Annotated in this window: 13 protein-coding genes and 3 tRNA genes; 13 read left to right on the top strand and 3 right to left on the bottom strand. The window is 45.5% G+C overall.

Translation table 11 applies throughout. From position 1 onward, the window contains the following. Nucleotides 1–19 precede the first annotated feature (19 nt). Entirely contained in the window at nt 20–1351 is a 1332-nt protein-coding gene (locus tag FFR00_RS05470; RefSeq protein WP_137672375.1) for a glutamine synthetase family protein, read from the bottom strand. 233 nt (nt 1352–1584) lie between these two features. On the opposite strand from FFR00_RS05470, the gene FFR00_RS05465 reads away from it, so the two are divergent. From FFR00_RS05465 to FFR00_RS05455, 3 genes are all read left to right on the top strand, one after another. After that, nucleotides 1585–2955, top strand: coding sequence for a glutamine synthetase family protein (locus FFR00_RS05465; protein WP_137672374.1), 1371 nt, complete (start codon nt 1585–1587; stop codon nt 2953–2955). 51 nt (nt 2956–3006) lie between these two features. Continuing rightward, the gene (locus FFR00_RS05460; RefSeq protein WP_137672373.1) at nt 3007–4284 is read left to right on the top strand and encodes an FAD-binding oxidoreductase; all 1278 of its coding nucleotides are present in this window, start codon (nt 3007–3009) and stop codon (nt 4282–4284) included. 147 nt (nt 4285–4431) lie between these two features. Continuing rightward, nucleotides 4432–5403, top strand: coding sequence for an aldo/keto reductase family oxidoreductase (locus tag FFR00_RS05455; protein WP_137672372.1), 972 nt, complete (start codon nt 4432–4434; stop codon nt 5401–5403). 55 nt (nt 5404–5458) lie between these two features. Here the strand turns inward: FFR00_RS05455 and FFR00_RS05450 are convergent, their stop codons facing one another. Further along, entirely contained in the window at nt 5459–6856 is a 1398-nt protein-coding gene (locus FFR00_RS05450; protein ID WP_137672371.1) for an MATE family efflux transporter, read from the bottom strand. 117 nt (nt 6857–6973) lie between these two features. Between FFR00_RS05450 and FFR00_RS05445 the strand changes: the two genes are divergently transcribed. From FFR00_RS05445 to FFR00_RS05415, 7 genes are all read left to right on the top strand, one after another. Beyond that, nucleotides 6974–7453, top strand: coding sequence for a GNAT family N-acetyltransferase (locus tag FFR00_RS05445; RefSeq protein WP_137672370.1), 480 nt, complete (start codon nt 6974–6976; stop codon nt 7451–7453). Nucleotides 7454–7472: 19 nt separating this feature from the next. Further along, nucleotides 7473–7919, top strand: a complete 447-nt coding sequence (locus FFR00_RS05440) for a DUF3291 domain-containing protein (RefSeq protein ID WP_137672369.1) — start codon at nt 7473–7475, stop codon at nt 7917–7919. Between the two features lie 89 nt (nt 7920–8008). Continuing rightward, nucleotides 8009–9550, top strand: coding sequence for a glutamate synthase-related protein (locus FFR00_RS05435; protein WP_137672368.1), 1542 nt, complete (start codon nt 8009–8011; stop codon nt 9548–9550). A gap of 151 nt (nt 9551–9701) precedes the next feature. Further along, nucleotides 9702–9778 (top strand) — tRNA-Arg (locus FFR00_RS05430). Nucleotides 9779–9807: 29 nt separating this feature from the next. After that, nucleotides 9808–9883 (top strand) — tRNA-His (locus FFR00_RS05425). Between the two features lie 243 nt (nt 9884–10126). After that, nucleotides 10127–10203: transfer RNA gene (locus tag FFR00_RS05420), tRNA-Pro, on the top strand. Nucleotides 10204–10784: 581 nt separating this feature from the next. Then, nucleotides 10785–11651 carry an ABC transporter substrate-binding protein gene (locus FFR00_RS05415; RefSeq protein ID WP_137672367.1) on the top strand — a complete coding sequence of 289 codons (867 nt, stop codon included), beginning with the start codon at nt 10785–10787 and terminating at the stop codon, nt 11649–11651. 18 nt (nt 11652–11669) lie between these two features. Here the strand turns inward: FFR00_RS05415 and FFR00_RS05410 are convergent, their stop codons facing one another. After that, the gene (locus tag FFR00_RS05410; RefSeq protein ID WP_137672366.1) at nt 11670–12017 is read right to left on the bottom strand and encodes a hypothetical protein; all 348 of its coding nucleotides are present in this window, start codon (nt 12015–12017) and stop codon (nt 11670–11672) included. A gap of 274 nt (nt 12018–12291) precedes the next feature. On the opposite strand from FFR00_RS05410, the gene galM reads away from it, so the two are divergent. From galM to FFR00_RS21800, 3 genes are all read left to right on the top strand, one after another. Next, complete coding sequence (galM, locus tag FFR00_RS05405) at nt 12292–13323, top strand: galactose-1-epimerase (RefSeq protein ID WP_137672365.1); 1032 nt, start codon at nt 12292–12294, stop codon at nt 13321–13323. A gap of 99 nt (nt 13324–13422) precedes the next feature. Then, the gene (locus FFR00_RS05400) at nt 13423–13968 is read left to right on the top strand and encodes a lipid-binding SYLF domain-containing protein (protein ID WP_137672364.1); all 546 of its coding nucleotides are present in this window, start codon (nt 13423–13425) and stop codon (nt 13966–13968) included. Nucleotides 13969–14565: 597 nt separating this feature from the next. Further along, nucleotides 14566–16182 carry a cellulase family glycosylhydrolase gene (locus FFR00_RS21800; RefSeq protein ID WP_201798702.1) on the top strand — a complete coding sequence of 539 codons (1617 nt, stop codon included), beginning with the start codon at nt 14566–14568 and terminating at the stop codon, nt 16180–16182. Nucleotides 16183–16270 lie beyond the last annotated feature (88 nt).

The raw sequence follows: 16270 nt of genomic DNA, 5'->3' as shown, positions 1-16270 counted from the left end.
GGCCGGGGTAACTGATTGTTTATACGTTGAGCAATAAAAACTCACGTTCCCATGAACTAATCACTTTGAAATAGGTTTGGTATTCTTTGCGCTTCACCGCCACGTAGCAGTTAACAAAACGCTCGCCGAGAATGTCCTTGAGTTCGTCACACTGCTCTAGCTTAACCAGCGCTTCTTCTAAGGTGCCGGGCAAGGTGTAGCGGTCTTCGCTAACGTCTCCGGTTTCTTGGGCAGACGGTACGAGTTTATTTTTCATGCCTATGTAGCCGCAGGCCAAGGTAAGCGCCATTGCCAAATAAGGGTTGGCATCGGCGCCAGCAAAGCGGTTTTCTACTCGGCGGTTTTGCGCATCAGACAAGGGGACACGTAAACCTACGGTGCGGTTGTCGATGCCCCATTGCAGATTAATCGGTGCTGAGTCTCCAAACATTAAACGGCGATAGCTATTCACGTTGGGTGCGTAAAAGGCAATGCTGGCGGGAGTGTATTGCTGTAGGCCAGCAATAAAACTTAAAAACTGCTCGCTGTTGCTGCCATCACTATTGGCAAACAGATTGTTGCCATCAAAATCTTCCAAACTTTGGTGAATGTGCATGGCACTACCGGGTTCATCTTCCATAGGTTTAGCCATGAACGTGGCGTAGGTATCGTGTTGTAGCGCGGCTTCGCGCATGGTGCGTTTAAACAAAAAGACTTGGTCACAGGCGAGTACTGGCTCGCCATGATCAAAATTAATCTCCATTTGTGCAGCACCGGATTCATGCACCAAGGTATCTACATCGAGGTTTTGCGCCTCACAGTAGTCGTACATATCTTCAAACAGCGGGTCAAATTCGTTTACCGCGTCAATACTAAATGATTGGCGAGCAGTTTCTGGGCGACCATTGCGACCAATGGGCGGCTCAAGGGGGTAGTCCCAATCGACGTTTTTCTTCACTAAGAAAAACTCGAGCTCTGGGGCAACAATGGGCTTCCAACCTTCTTTCTCATATAAGGCCAGCACTTTTTTTAGCACCGAGCGCGGCGCCATACCAATTAACTCACCGTCGGCGGTGTAGCAATCATGAATAAGCTGAGCGGTGGGTTCTTTTGCCCAAGGCACAAAACGTACGCTGTCGGTGTCGGGTTCAAGGTTCATGTCCTTTTCGGTCCAGTCGAACAGTTCATCGTCATCTGGCCAGTCACCAGTTACAGTTTGGTAGAAAATTGATTCTGGAAGGCGCATACCGCCTTCTTTGAGGTATTTGCTTGCGGGGATAATTTTACCGCGGGCGTTACCGGTAATATCGGGGATGAGGCATTCAACTTCGGTTATCTTGTTATCCGCAAACCACTTCCTGACGTTATCCATAATTACCTGTTATTTATTGTTAAGTAAACTAGGGCATATATCGACGCCCTCGGCTTTTTGCTCCGTGCTAATTAGAATTGTCACGATTTGGCGATAAAGTCAACAAGGTGTTAACTAAAACCTAAATATAGCGTCTTTTTTGGCTTATAAGGCAAAATTATTTGCATTATACTTAACACTATGTTGTAAATCTAAGGGCTGTAAGGGACGTTTTTACTGAGGGACTGTTAATTATGTTGAAACACCAGCCGCAGGAACAAGCAGATAGTTTGCTTGAGCAAGTACACCACTTTTTGGCCGCTCATCCGCATCTAGAAAGCATTGATTTAATGCTTTCAGATATGAATGGGGTGATCCGTGGTAAACGTATTGAAGCGGCATCTTTGGAAAAAATAGCCAAAGAAGGTATGTGTTTGCCTGCATCGGTGTTTGCCCTAGACATATGTGGTGAAACAGTTGAAGAAACAGGGCTAGGTTTTGAACAGGGTGACGGCGATAGAATTTGTCACATACTGCCGCATAGTTTAAGTGTTATCCCATGGAAGAAAAACGCCGCGCAAGCGCTTGTCACTATGCATGAAGTGGACGGCCAGCCATTTTTTGCCGACCCTCGTCAGTTATTAACTAAAACCCTTAGCCGCTTGCAGCAGCGCGGTATGTTCCCTTGTGTTGCTATAGAGTGGGAGTTTTACTTACTGGATGCGCGTAGTGAAAATCGCCAACCGCAAGCGCCTTTATTACCTAAATCGCAACAACGCATGCAGCAAACCCAAGTTTACTCCCTAGATGAGCTAGACGAATTTTCTGAGTTTATTCGAGACATTCAAGAATACTGCCATACCCAAAACATTCCCAGCGACAATGTGATTGCCGAATATGCGCCCGGCCAATTTGAAGTGACCTTGCAGCACCAAGAAGATCCGCTTTTAGCCTGCGACCAAGCCATTTTGCTTAAACGCGCCATTAAGGCAGTGGCTAAACAACATGGTTATTTAGCCACGTTTATGGCCAAGCCCTATGCCGAGCATTCGGGTAATGGCTGCCATGTGCACATCAGCATGTTAGATGAATTGGGCAATAATCGATTTGCTAAAGATAGCGCTTTGTTGGAACACGCCCTTGCGGGTTTACTCGACACCATGCCACAAGCCATTGCCTTACTGGCACCTAACGCCAACTCTTATCGCCGTTTTCAACCCGATATGTTTGTGCCGCTACAGGCAAACTGGGGCTGGGATAACCGCACTGTTGCCTTGCGTATTCCTTCTGGTAGTAAGGCGAATACACGTATTGAACATCGCGTAGCAGGCGCAGATTGTAATCCATACATTGTTATGTCGGCCTTATTGGCGGGTATTGATTATGGCATTGAACAGCAGTTAGATTGCGCCGAAGCGATTAGTGGTGACGCCAGTAAAGCTAACGCGCCGGCTTTACCTACCTATTGGCAGCAAGCCTTAAAGACTTTTTCCCACTCTACGTTATGGTCTCTCTTAGGTGAGGACTTTAGCCACGTTTATCACGCTAATAAGCTCAGCGAATGGCATCGCTTTGAAGCACAAGTCTCGCCCTTAGAGCAGCAGTGGTATCAACAAATGGTGTAGCGCTTAGCGAGCAGAGAAGCAGTAGTTTATTTTTAGATCAAAGGTGAGTACATGAAAGCGCAACATGCAAATTCCTATTATGCGGCGAGTGCGAATCTGCAGCTTGATTATCCGCAACTGAAAGGAGACCAGCAAGCAGATGTATGTGTGGTTGGTGCAGGCATAACCGGCGCGACTACCGCCCTAGAGTTGGCCAGCAAAGGTTATAAAGTCATCTTATTGGAAGGTGAGGGAGCAGGCTGGGGCGCCTCGGGTCGCAGTGGCGGCCAAGCAATTTTTGGCTGGGCCTCGGAGCAGTCAACGCTTGAAAAGCTAATGGGTAAAGATGATGCGAAAAAGATGTGGGATTTATCGGTAGAGGCTTTAGCCGTTACCAAGGCCAATATTAACAAGCACAAAATTGATTGTGATTGGCAAGACGGTCAAATTCATGTGGCAATTAAAGATCGCCATGTAACAGAGCTTAAAGCATGGCATGAGCAACTCAGCACCGATTATGGTTATGACCAACTAGAATATTGGAACCGTGACAAGCTAGAAAGCCAGCTCTCTAGTCCGCGTTACTTAGGCGGCATGTTCGACCCCAATAGTGGCCATTTGCACCCACTAAATTATACCTTGGGTTTAGTTAAAGCCGCTGAATTAGCAGGCGCCGAGATTTATGAAGACAGTAAAGTCACCAAGATTGAGCATGGCAGTAAAGTAAGCGTAACCACTGCCAGTGGCAGTGTGACTTGTTCCCATGTGGTGCTGGCGTGTAACGCCTATATGGAAGGGCTGAATAGCAAATTAGAAAGCCGAGTGATGCCAGTGGGTACTTACATTTGCGCGACCAAGCCCTTAGGCGAGCAGCGAATTCGTGAGTTAATTGCTAACAATATGGCAGTGTGTGACATTAATTTTGTATTGGATTACTACCGCTGTTCTGGTGATCATCGCATGTTGTTTGGTGGCCGGGTGAGTTACTCCGGCATAGAGCCTCGCGATCTCGCAAAAACCATGAAGCAACGTATGGATTGGGTATTCCCGCAATTGGCAGATGAACAAGTCGAGTTTGCGTGGGGAGGCAATGTGGGCATAACCATTAACCGCGCCCCACACTTTGGCCGTATTGCCCCTAATGTATATTTTGCGCAGGGCTTTTCTGGGCATGGCATTGCCGCTACCGGATTGGCTGGCCAGCTAATGGCTGAGTCGATTATGGCAACATCTGAACGCTTCGATATTTTTGAAAAAATCCCCCATATGCCTTTCCCTGGTGGGCGGTTGTTACGCACGCCGGCTTTGGTATTAGCCATGAGCTACTATCGCTTACGCGATCTTCTTTAAAGTTTAATGCAGTGCTTACTTGGTTTAGCTCTGCGTTGCTTTACTGATTCGAACTATAGTGCGTAAATTCTGCCTATAAACCTATTAGCCTGTGAAGATTTATCGTTATACTTGCTCAATATTCGTAACAATAAAGGCATGCGACAAATGGCTGCATCTCCAATTAATTTAGTTTTACCTAAGGCGAGCCGCCTCGTTTATGGCTGTATGGGCTTAGGCGGTAACTGGGACAACTCTCCAGTAAACCAAGACCATGTAAATCAAGCGAACGCGGCAATTGATGCTGCTTTAGAGATTGGCATTAACTATTTCGACCACGCCGACATTTACACCATGGGTAAGGCCGAGCAGGTATTTGGTCAGGTATTGGCGCAGCGCCCAGAGTTACGTGAGCAAATTATTTTGCAAACCAAATGTGCGATTCGCTTTGGTGATGATCAGTGGTGTGGTCGCTACGATTGGTCGGCAGATTATATTCGTCAAAGTGTTGAAGACTCGTTACGTCGCCTGCAAAGTGACAGCATTGATGTGATGATGCTACATCGCCCTGATCCGCTAGCTGAAATGGATGAAGTAGCCGAAGTATTACAAGCGCTTAAAGACAGCGGCAAAGTACAGCATTTTGGTGTGTCTAACATGAGCGGTGCTCAAATTGCACATTTGCAATCAGTACTCAGCTTCCCGCTGGTGGCTAACCAACTAGAAATGAGCTTGTCTAAGCTTGATTGGTTAAATCACAACATTGCAGTGAACGACGAGCAAGTGAAAGGGCATAGTTTTGCTGCGGGCACCCTAGAATATTGCGCGATGAATAAGGTGCAAATTCAAGCTTGGGGCAGTTTAGCGCGTGGTTTATTTAGTGGTGCCGACCTATCTAACGCAAATCAACAACAGCGCGATACCGCGCAGTTAGTTCGCCAGTATGCAGACCAGTACTCTACCTCTCCTGAGGCCATTGTATTGGCGTGGTTAATATGCCACCCAGCGGGTATTCAGCCGGTGATTGGTAGTGTTAATGTTGATCGCATTCGCGCCTGTGCAGATGCTACTAAAGTTGAGCTAAGCCGCGAGCAGTGGTACCAACTTTACGTCACTTCGCGTGGTCAGGCCTTACCATAGGCTGATGACTTATCTTTAAAAGTCGAGCTGATGCTCGGCTTTTTTTATGTCTTTCTCAGGCCTGTTTTAAAGCGAGTTCAGCCTTAAACTGTTGCACCAGTTTTACCAGCCACCATGCAACTAACAGGCTGAGCAACACCGTAGATAAGGGCATCACCAGCCAAATTCCTTTTACTCCAAACAGGAATGGTAAAACCAATATAAAGGGCAGTTGAATAGCCATGTTGCCAAGCGAAATAAAGGTGGCACGGCTGGCCCGGTTGATTGACTGAAACACCACTGCACCGGTAAATACTAAGCCATCTAAGGGCATAGCCCAAAGATGCAAGCGAATGCCGCTTACGGTGGCGTCTAGCAGAGCTGGGTCATCGTTATTAAACACTCCCACGCTAAACTCGCTAAATCCATTCATCAGTAGTACGGCTGCCACCCCAGTACCCAAAATAATGCTAAACCCCAAGGCCATTACTTTAAGTACGTTGTCATAACGCTTGGCACCATAGTTATAAGAGATTAGCGGCTGCATACCGTTGGCAAAACCTTCAGCGATAAAGTAATAAATCACACTCAGATAAAGCACAATCGCGTAAGCGCCAGTTTCGGTTATGCTGCCGTAGCGTAAAAAGAGGTAGTTATGAATCAGCGTAATAAAAGCGGTATAAACGGTGGTGAAAAAGCTACTTAAGCCCAAATTAGAAATGTTCGCCAAGTAGCGGGTATTTAGCCTAAAACCACTAAACTGAAAATGTAAGTTGCTATAGCGTGAGCCAAAATAAACGAGGGCTAACAGCATCACAATGGCTTGTGCACCCAAAGTTGCGTAGGCGGCGCCCGCTAGTTCCCAGTTCCATTTTACAATGAATAAGTAGTCGAGGCCGATATTGGCTAATGCGCCTATTACCATCAAAATGGTGGCAAAATTGGGCGAGTTGTCGTTACGGATCAAAATAGGCAGTGCGCAGCTAAACAGCACCACTAATGCACCGTTGCCCAGTATGCCTAAGTAGCTTTCTGCCAATTGCTGAATATTACCGCTGGCGCCTTGCCAGGTAATTGGGTTGGCCCCCAGTAAGGCTAAAATAGCGCTGAATATGAGCGCCATTAACACCATTAGTAATAAGGCATGGTTAAACAAGCTTTGTACGCGTTGCTTGTCTCCCTCGCCGCTGGCAATCGAAATGAGTGCTCCTGCCCCCACCCCTACCATTAAACCTAAGCCGGTGACTAAGAAAATAATTGGCCACACCAAGTTAATCGCTGCCAAGCCTTCGGCACCCAATATTTGGCCAATAAATATTCCATCTATAATCAAGTAAATGCCACTCACGATCATTGCGACCACAGAGGGGATGGAATAACGCCAAAATTGTTGAGTAATATTTTTACTGAGCATGAGCAGCCACTTGTGTTCTAAACGCTGGGTAAAGCTAAGGAGTGAAAGTGCAACCATCATATTCGGATTACCTAAGCAGGCAAGAGGAAAACTGCGAATTAAGGTATATGCTTAACTGATTGTACAAAGCTTAAGGCTTTAGTTGGTTTAAGCTGCGGTTAATCTTAAGGATACTAGATGGATAAAGGCTTCACCGTTCGCTTGGCTGAGCTTGATGATGCTGCGGCCATTAGTGTTTTAGTCAGTCAACTTACTCGGCGCTTTTTGGTTGAGGACTTTAGCCCGGCTGGCGCCGCTCGCTTGCTAGATGCCATGAGCGAACAGGCGGTTCGCTCTTATCTTCAACAAGGCTTTCGTTATCACCTTGCTGAGCAAACATTAGAAAATAATACTGAGCTGGTGGGGGTGGTGGCTACGCGAGATAATCAGCATTTGTATCATCTGTTTGTCGCCGAAAGCGTTCAAGGGCAAGGATTAGCGTCGCGCTTGTGGCAGCAAGCTAAAGCGTCTTGCTTAGCCAATGGTAATTGTGGTGAGTTTACGGTAAACGCATCGCTTAACGCGAAGGTGATTTATCAGGCATGGGGTTTTGTGGCTGAACAAGAACGCCGTGAAACCAAAGGGATTATTGATGTTCCAATGCGCTTAGTTCTTTAACATACAACAGGATAAAAACATGCATCTAGCTCAGCTTAATATTGCCACTGCTAAAGATGAATTGGGTTCTCCTCGCTTGAAAGAGTTCGTAGACAATCTTGAACCGATTAATGCTCTGGCCGAAGCCAGCGAGGGGTTTATATGGCGATTAAAAGACGAGACCGGCAACGCGACCGAGATACAGGCTTTTAGCAATCCCAGAATCATTGTGAATATGTCGGTATGGCAGTCGGTAGCCAGTTTACAGGCATTTATGTTTAAGACTCATCATGTTGATTTTATGCGCCGCCGCAGTGAGAGGTTTGATAAATCACCGCTGGCGACCTATGTATTGTGGTGGGTTGAATCGGGGTATCGGCCAACGATAGAGGAAGCGTTAGCGCGACTAGAGCACTTGCGAGAGCATGGTGAATCTGAACATGCTTTTAGTTTTAAAAGTAAGGTCAAAGCGCCAGCGACTAAGTAACTAAGCCCTCATGCCAGCCAAAAGCGACTAAGCTGATTGAATGCAAGGCAGCGTAAATTAGCCTAGGCAAGTTAGCGTAAGGAGTGTGTATGAGCAAAGCAATTATTGCCGATAACAAACCTAAAAAGGTAAATTTAGTAAAAGGTGACCAATATTACTTTTGCAGTTGTGGTCGTTCTAAAGCCCAGCCTTTTTGCGATGGCAGCCATGCCGGTACAGGCTTAAGCCCTAAAGCTTTTAAGGCAGAACAATCCGGTGACGCCTACTTATGTGCCTGTAAAACCACCGCTAATAGCCCGTTTTGCGACGGTAGCCACAAGCAAATAAGCAGTGAGCAAATCGGCAAAGAAGCTCCGCAAGCTAGCGCGGTTAATGTTGCGCCTAGTGCAACTCCTACAACAGAAGAACCTACCGTGGCGTTTATTCACCAGTTAGCTCGCGAGGGTTTATCCCAACTTGGGCATCACGGCGCCATGACCTCGATGGGAGTACCGAGGCATTTGTTACCGCATTGGGACGATATTCAAATTATGGTGGCGCAAATGGCCACCAAACCTTTGTTAGAAGACCATCCTGTTTCTACGGAGTTGATTATTGGTCCAGAGGCCAAAAAGCCGCTGCGCTTAGATATCCCCTTATTTGTGTCCGATATGAGCTTTGGAGCGTTATCTGAAGAAGCCAAAATTGCTTTGGCCAAGGGAGCTGAAATAGCCGGTACTGGGATATGTTCTGGCGAAGGTGGTATGTTGGCTGAAGAGCAGCAACAAAACTCACGTTATTTTTACGAATTAGCCAGTGCCAAGTTTGGCTATAAAGAGTCTTTACTAGCAGCAGTGCAAGCTTTTCACTTTAAAGGGGGGCAAGGGGCGAAAACAGGCACTGGTGGACATCTTCCGGGTAATAAAAACCAAGGTAAAATTTCCTTGGTAAGGGGCATTCCAGAAGGTGTATCGGCGATTTCGCCGCCTACATTTCAAGATTTGCACAGCGTGAGTGATTTTAAGCATTTCGCAGATCGCGTGCGCGAGATGAGCGGCGGTATTCCAGTTGGCTTTAAGTTAAGTGCAAATCATATTGAGCGTGATATTCAGTTTGCTTTAGATGCTAGTGCCGATTACATCATTCTCGATGGGCGTGGCGGTGGCACGGGTGCAGCCCCAGAAATATTTAGAGACCACATTAGCGTACCCACTATTCCAGCTTTGGCTAGGGCACGCCGTTACTTAGATCAGCAAGGTGCAAGCGGCAGAGTTACGCTCATTATTACCGGCGGTTTACGTTTGCCAATGGACTTTGTCAAAGCCATGGCTTTGGGCGCTGATGGTATTGCGATTTCTAACAGCGCGATGCAGGCGATTGGTTGTGTTGCGGCTCGAATATGCAATACCAATAACTGTCCGGCAGGCATTGCTACTCAAAATGCCGACTTGCGCCAACGTTTGAACGTTGATAAATCGGCTCAACAATTGGCTAACTTTTTTGATGCCTCGGTGGCATTAATGACCGTGATGGCCAGAGCGTGCGGTCATGAGCATTTAAATCAGTTCAGTAAAAAGGATTTGGCAACGTGGCATCGAGAAATGGCGCATCTTAGTGGCGTAGCTTATGCGGGCTTTAGTCCCATCGCGTAATCGTGTAGCTGGCGATAAAAAGTACTAATGGGGGCATAAATCTGGCGGCTTTTTCAGCACTTGTAAGAAAAGCCAGCAAATACATTTTTTTTTATAAAATGTCTTTACAGAAGGGGGCGAAAACCCTAATATACGGCTCCTCCAGCGTTGAGCACCCGTAGCTCAGCTGGATAGAGCGTCGCCCTCCGGAGGCGAAGGTCACAGGTTCGACTCCTGTCGGGTGCGCCATTACTTCGGAAACGCTTGAAAACTCTATGGTGGGTATAGCTCAGTTGGTAGAGCCCCGGATTGTGATTCCGGTTGTCGTGGGTTCAAGCCCCATTACTCACCCCATATTCAGGTTAGCGAAATTCGTTAATCTAAAGCGCTAAAGTTAGGCACTGGATTTATCCAAAAGTAACTTAATCGGTGATAGTGTTTTTAGTAACGCATCATCGCGAAGCTCATAAAGAGTGGGACCAGAGGGTAGCTTCTATAAACACTAAGAAATCGGTGATTAGCGCAGCTTGGTAGCGCATCATCGCGAAGCTCATAAAGAGTGGGACCAGAGGGTAGCCTCTATAAACACTAAGAAATCGGTGATTAGCGCAGCTTGGTAGCGCATCTGGTTTGGGACCAGAGGGTCGGGAGTTCGAATCTCTCATCACCGACCACCTTAAAAAAGCCTGCTCATTGAGCAGGCTTTTTGCTTTCTAGGGTTTGGGTAATTTCTCTACCTAGAGTCGGGAATTTCCTCTTAACCTTGTTCATCACCGACCACATTCAAAGCCTCGTCAGAAATAACGAGGCTTTTTTGTATCGGCATTGTGTCCATGTTTTGAGGTGAGAAAGCAGGGAGTTCGCCTTTTAACCTTGCTCATCACCGACCGCATTAAATAAGCCTGCTCATTGAGCAGGCTTAGGGTTTGGGTAATTTCTCTACCTAGAGTCGGGAGTTCCCTCTTAACCTTGCTCATCACCGACCACATTCAAAGCCTTGTTAGAAATGACGGGCATGTTTGTATCTGCAGTTTGTCCGTATTCTGAGGTAAGCAAGTCTGGATTTGGCTTTTTTACCTTTGTTATACCGCTGGCTAAACGATGTGCTCAATCGCCGCTATATTTATCCATAGTAGTAATGTGTGAATTATTTACAGACTGATCAATTTATTATGAGAACTTTAGAGTTGAGCGCTATTGAAGAGCGTAGATATTTTGTACACTTAAAGTCTGATGACTGAGTAATTTATTTAATATGAAGCACTTATTAGCCACCTCTTTACTGTTTATTGCCTTTTGCTCAGCGTCTACTGCTGCTGAGCTAAATACGCTGGTGGTTCAGCATGTTGCCCCGCAAAGTGACAAAGATACCCGCAACGCTTATTTCATTGATCTACTCTCACTGAGTTTAAGTAAAACGAAAACAGATCTAGGTCCATTTCGCTTAGAGAGTAGCAATGTAAAAATGAGCCAAAACCGCGCTTTACAGCAATTATCTAAAAGCCAAGATATAGACGTGGTGTGGACCATGAGTTCTAGCGAGCGCGAAGCCAACTATCTACCGATACGTATTCCTTTGTTAAAAGGTTTATTAGGACAGCGCTTGTTAATGATACGGCGAGAAGATCTTGGCCGTTTTGCTCATATTAATACTCTGCAAGATTTACAGGCCTTTACTGCGGGGCAAGGTAAAGGCTGGCCTGATAATAAAATACTCGAAGCCAACCAAATTTCGGTGGTTGAGGGCATGAGTTACGAGGGCTTATTTGGCATGTTACAGCGGCAGCGCTTTGATTATTTCCCCCGTGGCATTAATGAAATCTTTGCCGAATTAAAGCAGCACCCTAAAGAAGATTTTGTTGCCGAGCCTCATTTGGCTATTAGCTACCGCGCCCCGATCTATTTCTTTGTTAATAGCAATAATCTCGACTTAGCCGCCCGAATTGAGCAAGGATTGTGGATTGCCATTAGTGATGGCAGCTTTGACGAGTTGTTTGCGCGCTATCATTACGATGACTTAGCCAAACAGCTACTTACACGAACAGTGATTAAGCTCGACAACCCTTATCTGCACCCAGACACTCCAAGCGAGCACAGCCCTTTGTGGCTAAAGCTGCACTAATCATCGGTAAATGTAAGCCTATTTACCGTAAGCATCGGCCTCAACAGTAATGCACTGTATCGCATAACCTACTCGCCATTTAGTGGTATCACTAATGCTTACATCGCTTAGCATTAAAGTGGCCGCTTGTGACTGTTTAGCTTGCTGCAGTGCCAGCTGAGTAGAAGGGCTTTGTTTTAATGGGAGAAGGTATAAAGCATGAGTTTGGCAGTGTTCGCCACTTGCTGGCCCAATATAGTTAAGGCTACTGGCATCCCCTTGATAAAAACTGCGTTCGGCGTAAGAGCCATGATACCCAGTAGAGCATGCGGTGAGCAGCAATGTGGTTATTCCAATAACACCTGTATGAAGCAACGAGTATGACAAAGCTAATCCTTATGGTTTGCGCCAAACACAGTATAACGCTGGCGTGTAAGTGATGAAACACCGCTTGCTTAAGGCTAGGATAAGGCGATAAGCCTCACAAATTTCTTGTTAAGCGCATTATGTTTTTTATGCTTAGGTAGATTTGTTTGGTAAATATATTATCGTGTAATCATCTAGGTTAAGTACTCTGTAAGCCCCGCTGGCCTTGGCTTTAGTTTATGCCAAGCGTAAAGACTTAACCTACCCCCTATTATTATTTATCTAGGAGCTGTAAATGTCGTTCGCTAAATCCAACCCCGAAGTGCAAACGTTTACCTTAAAAAATAAACAAGGCAGTGAAGCAACGCTACTGGCTTGGGGGGCAACCTTGGCCAGCTTAAAGATTAAAATGAGCAGCGGCGAGTTACGAGAAGTAGTTCTGGGTTGCGACAGCTTTGACGATTACCTAAAACAAAACGCATTTTTGGGCGCTACCGTTGGCCGTTATGCTAACCGTATTAAACAAGCGCATATCGAGTATCAAGGCAAAGGCATTGTTTTAAAAGCTAACCAAGGTGAACACCAACTGCATGGCGCCAGTGACTTTAGTCACCGAGACTGGCATGGCGAACAACTAGCTGACAACAAAGTACGCTTTACCATTATCTCGCCAGACGGCGAATGTGGTTTTCCGGGCAACATGCAAGCACAGCTTGATTACACCCTAGATGAAGATAACCAATTAGTGTTGGACTACTCGGCAACAGTAGATAAAGCCTGCCCAGTGAACCTAACTGACCACAGTTACTTTAACTTGAATGCCGCGAGTTCTACTATTTTGCAGCATCAACTATACATTGCCGCCGACCAATACTTGCCTGTAGCAGAAGATGGTATTCCGGTAGACGGATTAAAAGAGGTGAGTGATACAGGCTTTGATTTTAGGCAGGCTAAAGCCATTGCCGATGATTTGAAAAAAGACGCCGACCAACAACTAGTCGGCGGGTATGACCACAGCTACTTATTGCAAAAATCTGTAATAGAGAGTGGAGAGGCTGTGGCGCGAATCGTGGCCGACGATGCCTCATTAGCCATGGAGGTGTATACCAACAAACCGGCTATTCAGCTTTATACCGGCAACTTCTTAACCGGTAATCCAGGGTTTAACGGAGAAACTTATCAAGCGCATAGCGGCGTAGCGTTAGAAACTCAGTTCTTACCAGATTCACCTAATCGCCCAGATTGGCCGCACCAAAGTTGCTGGCTAGAACCTGGCGAAACCTACCGCTATCAAACGCGTTATCACATATATCAACCAAAGGCCTAAGTTTACAGTCCCTTAGAAGTATTTTTGCGCAGCATACCGATTTTTATATACATCGTGTATGCTGCTTGCACCTTACTCCACATCTAGGGACGTTTATTTATGAAGAAATGGTTGGCACTGTGTATTGGTGTATTGGTCTTGAGCTTTCAAGCGGTGGCTGATGATTATCAGACAACAATACAACAGTTTAAAAAATCTGATAGAACCACCCCCTTTTTTAACAATGCTTATGGCTATGCGGTGTTTCCTACTATAGGGAAAGGTGGCATTGGTATTGGTGGTGCTTACGGTGAAGGTAAAGTTTACCGAGGCGGAGCATCTACCGGCAGCGTGAATATGGGTCAAGTTACACTTGGTTTCCAGCTTGGTGGGCAAGCGTTTAGCCAAATCATCTTCCTTCAAGACAAACGTGCTTTCGACGAATTTACCAGTGGCAGCTTTGAATTTGGCGCGCAAGCCAGTGCGGTGGCCTTAACGGTTGGTGCGTCTGCTCAAGCGGGTACATCTGGCACTGGTGCCGCAGCAGGCACTACTCAATCTAAAGCCCACTACGTGAGTGGCTACGCAGTATTTACCTTAGCTAAAGGCGGTTTAATGTACGAAGCTAGTATTGGCGGGCAAAAGTTTAACTTTACTGCCGAATAAATATATAGCTACTGTTATCCAATAACGGGCCTACTAGGCCCGTTATTATTTTAGATGCCAAGTTTTCAATCCATTTCTCCAATAAATTAAATTCATCGATTTATTTCCTTACCTTGTTGTTAGCCTTGATCTTTATAAAGCAAGGCTATTTTAAGCGATAAGTTCAAGACCAAATTTTACACTTGGCTATATTCTATATGGCCTAGATTTTAGTGACTCGTTCATTATCTATGGAAGCTATATTCCTCCATATGAATAAACAATTTACTTTGTCTTAGTTGATTTTATCGTTGATAAAGAATGAGTTTTTAAAGCCTATTGTAAATTTTATATTATTTATGTTTTTGTATTTTAAATGGTTTATTTTTTATTTCTTTGCTTTATTAAATTTTTTAATCCTTGGTGTTTTTTGTCACAAATTTGGTGGCCGATCTCACTTGTTTCATGGTTTTTCACATTATTTTTTCTGTTGATGATTTTTATTGATTGTTTGGTTTTTATGTGTTTTTAATAATTAGCGGCTTGGTCATTTATTAAACGTTTTTCTTGATTGAGTGGCCTGGTGTTAATGAGGTGACTAAAAAGGAATTAATAAAAATGAAAATAAGGAATAAATTAAATGTTGGTTCTGCAGTGTTAAAAGGCTGTGTATTAGCCAGTACATTTGCAATATCTTTTGCTTATGCTCTAGAGCCATTAACAGTGAGTGGGAACCAAATTTTGGCTGGCGGTGAGCCTAAAAGCTTTGCTGGTATGAGCCTGTTTTGGAGTAACAATGGATGGGGTGGCGAAAAGTTTTACCAGGCCTCAGCAGTTGAAAAAATGAAGTCTGACATGAATGCCACGCTGGTTCGTGCAGCAATGGGTGTTGATGAAAATGGAGGCTACTTTGATGATCCCGATGGCAATGAAGCTAGGGTTCGTAGGGTTGTTGAAGCGGCTATTGCCAATGATATGTACGTGATTATTGATTGGCATTCTCACCATGCCCATGAACACGATTGGAGTGAAGCGATTAACTTTTTCTCTCGCATGGCTAAAGATTATGGCCACTATGAGAATGTGATTTACGAGATTTATAACGAACCTCTACAGGTACCTTGGTCTGAGATAAAGCCTTATTCAGAAGCTGTTATTTCTGCCATTCGTGTTGAAGACCCTGACAATCTGATTGTTGTTGGTACTCCTCAGTGGTCACAAAAAGTAGATGAAGCCTCACAAGATCCTATTGATGGAGTCAACATTGCCTACACCCTACATTTTTATGCTGCAACTCACAGCGAGTGGCTGCGCTCTGCTGCAAGAACGGCCCTAGATAACGGTATTGCTTTATTTGCCACAGAATGGGGTAGTGTGAGTGCTAACGGAGATGGTTCTGTTGACCACAGCAGCACTGATGCCTGGATGGCCTTCTTGGAGAAAAACAACATTAGCCATGCCAATTGGGCGTATAACGACAAGTTAGAGGGGGCTTCAGCACTAGATAGTTCCGGTGCATACACTGAATCAGGCCAGAAAGCGCGAGACATTATTTTAAACTGGCCAACTGCCGGAGAAGATAATGGGGGCGATAACGGCGGTAATGACAATCCAGCTTGTGAGGTCATCGTTGTTCCCGGAAAAATTCAGGCCGAAGATTACTGCACAATGAATGGTGTGAAAACACAGCCAACCACAGATGTGGGTGGTGGTGAGAATGTTGGTTGGGTTGATGCTGGTGACACCATGGCCTATCGGGTCAATGTTAGTGAAGCGGGACAATATATAGTTTCCTATCGGGTGGCAGCGCAAGAGCGCCAAACGGCTTTGCAGCTGCAGTCAGTTGATGGCGAGGTTTATGGGCTATTGGATATTGCCCCTACAGGCGGCTGGCAAAACTGGACAACTCTTAGCCATAAGGTTGAGCTAAGCAAAGGTCAACAGGATTTGATTATTAAAGCCACTGATGGCGCCTGGAATCTAAATTGGCTTCAGCTTGAAAAGTTTGATTCGGACAACGGTGGGAACGATAACTCAGATAACGCTGGTGAATGCCAAGGTGTAACTGTATATCCCAATTGGACCCGCAAAGATTGGTCTGGTGGCGAAGCCAATCACCTTGAGAAGGGAGACCAAATGGTGCATGAAGGCAAGCTTTACTTAGCCAAGTGGTATACCAAAACTGAGCCCGGTAGCGATAATTCCTGGCAGTTTTTATCAAACTGTAGCCAATAATCATTCATCTATTTTGAGCTTAAACCTCGCGATTTAAATCTCTTACTCATGCAGCATGCCTCGTCTTGCTGCCTGAGTAGCTTAGTGT

Source organism: Agarivorans sp. Toyoura001, assembly GCF_005405585.1.
Taxonomy (GTDB): domain Bacteria; phylum Pseudomonadota; class Gammaproteobacteria; order Enterobacterales; family Celerinatantimonadaceae; genus Agarivorans.
Note: the sequence above shows the minus strand (reverse complement) of the source record. Positions and strands in the feature narration are given on the sequence as shown.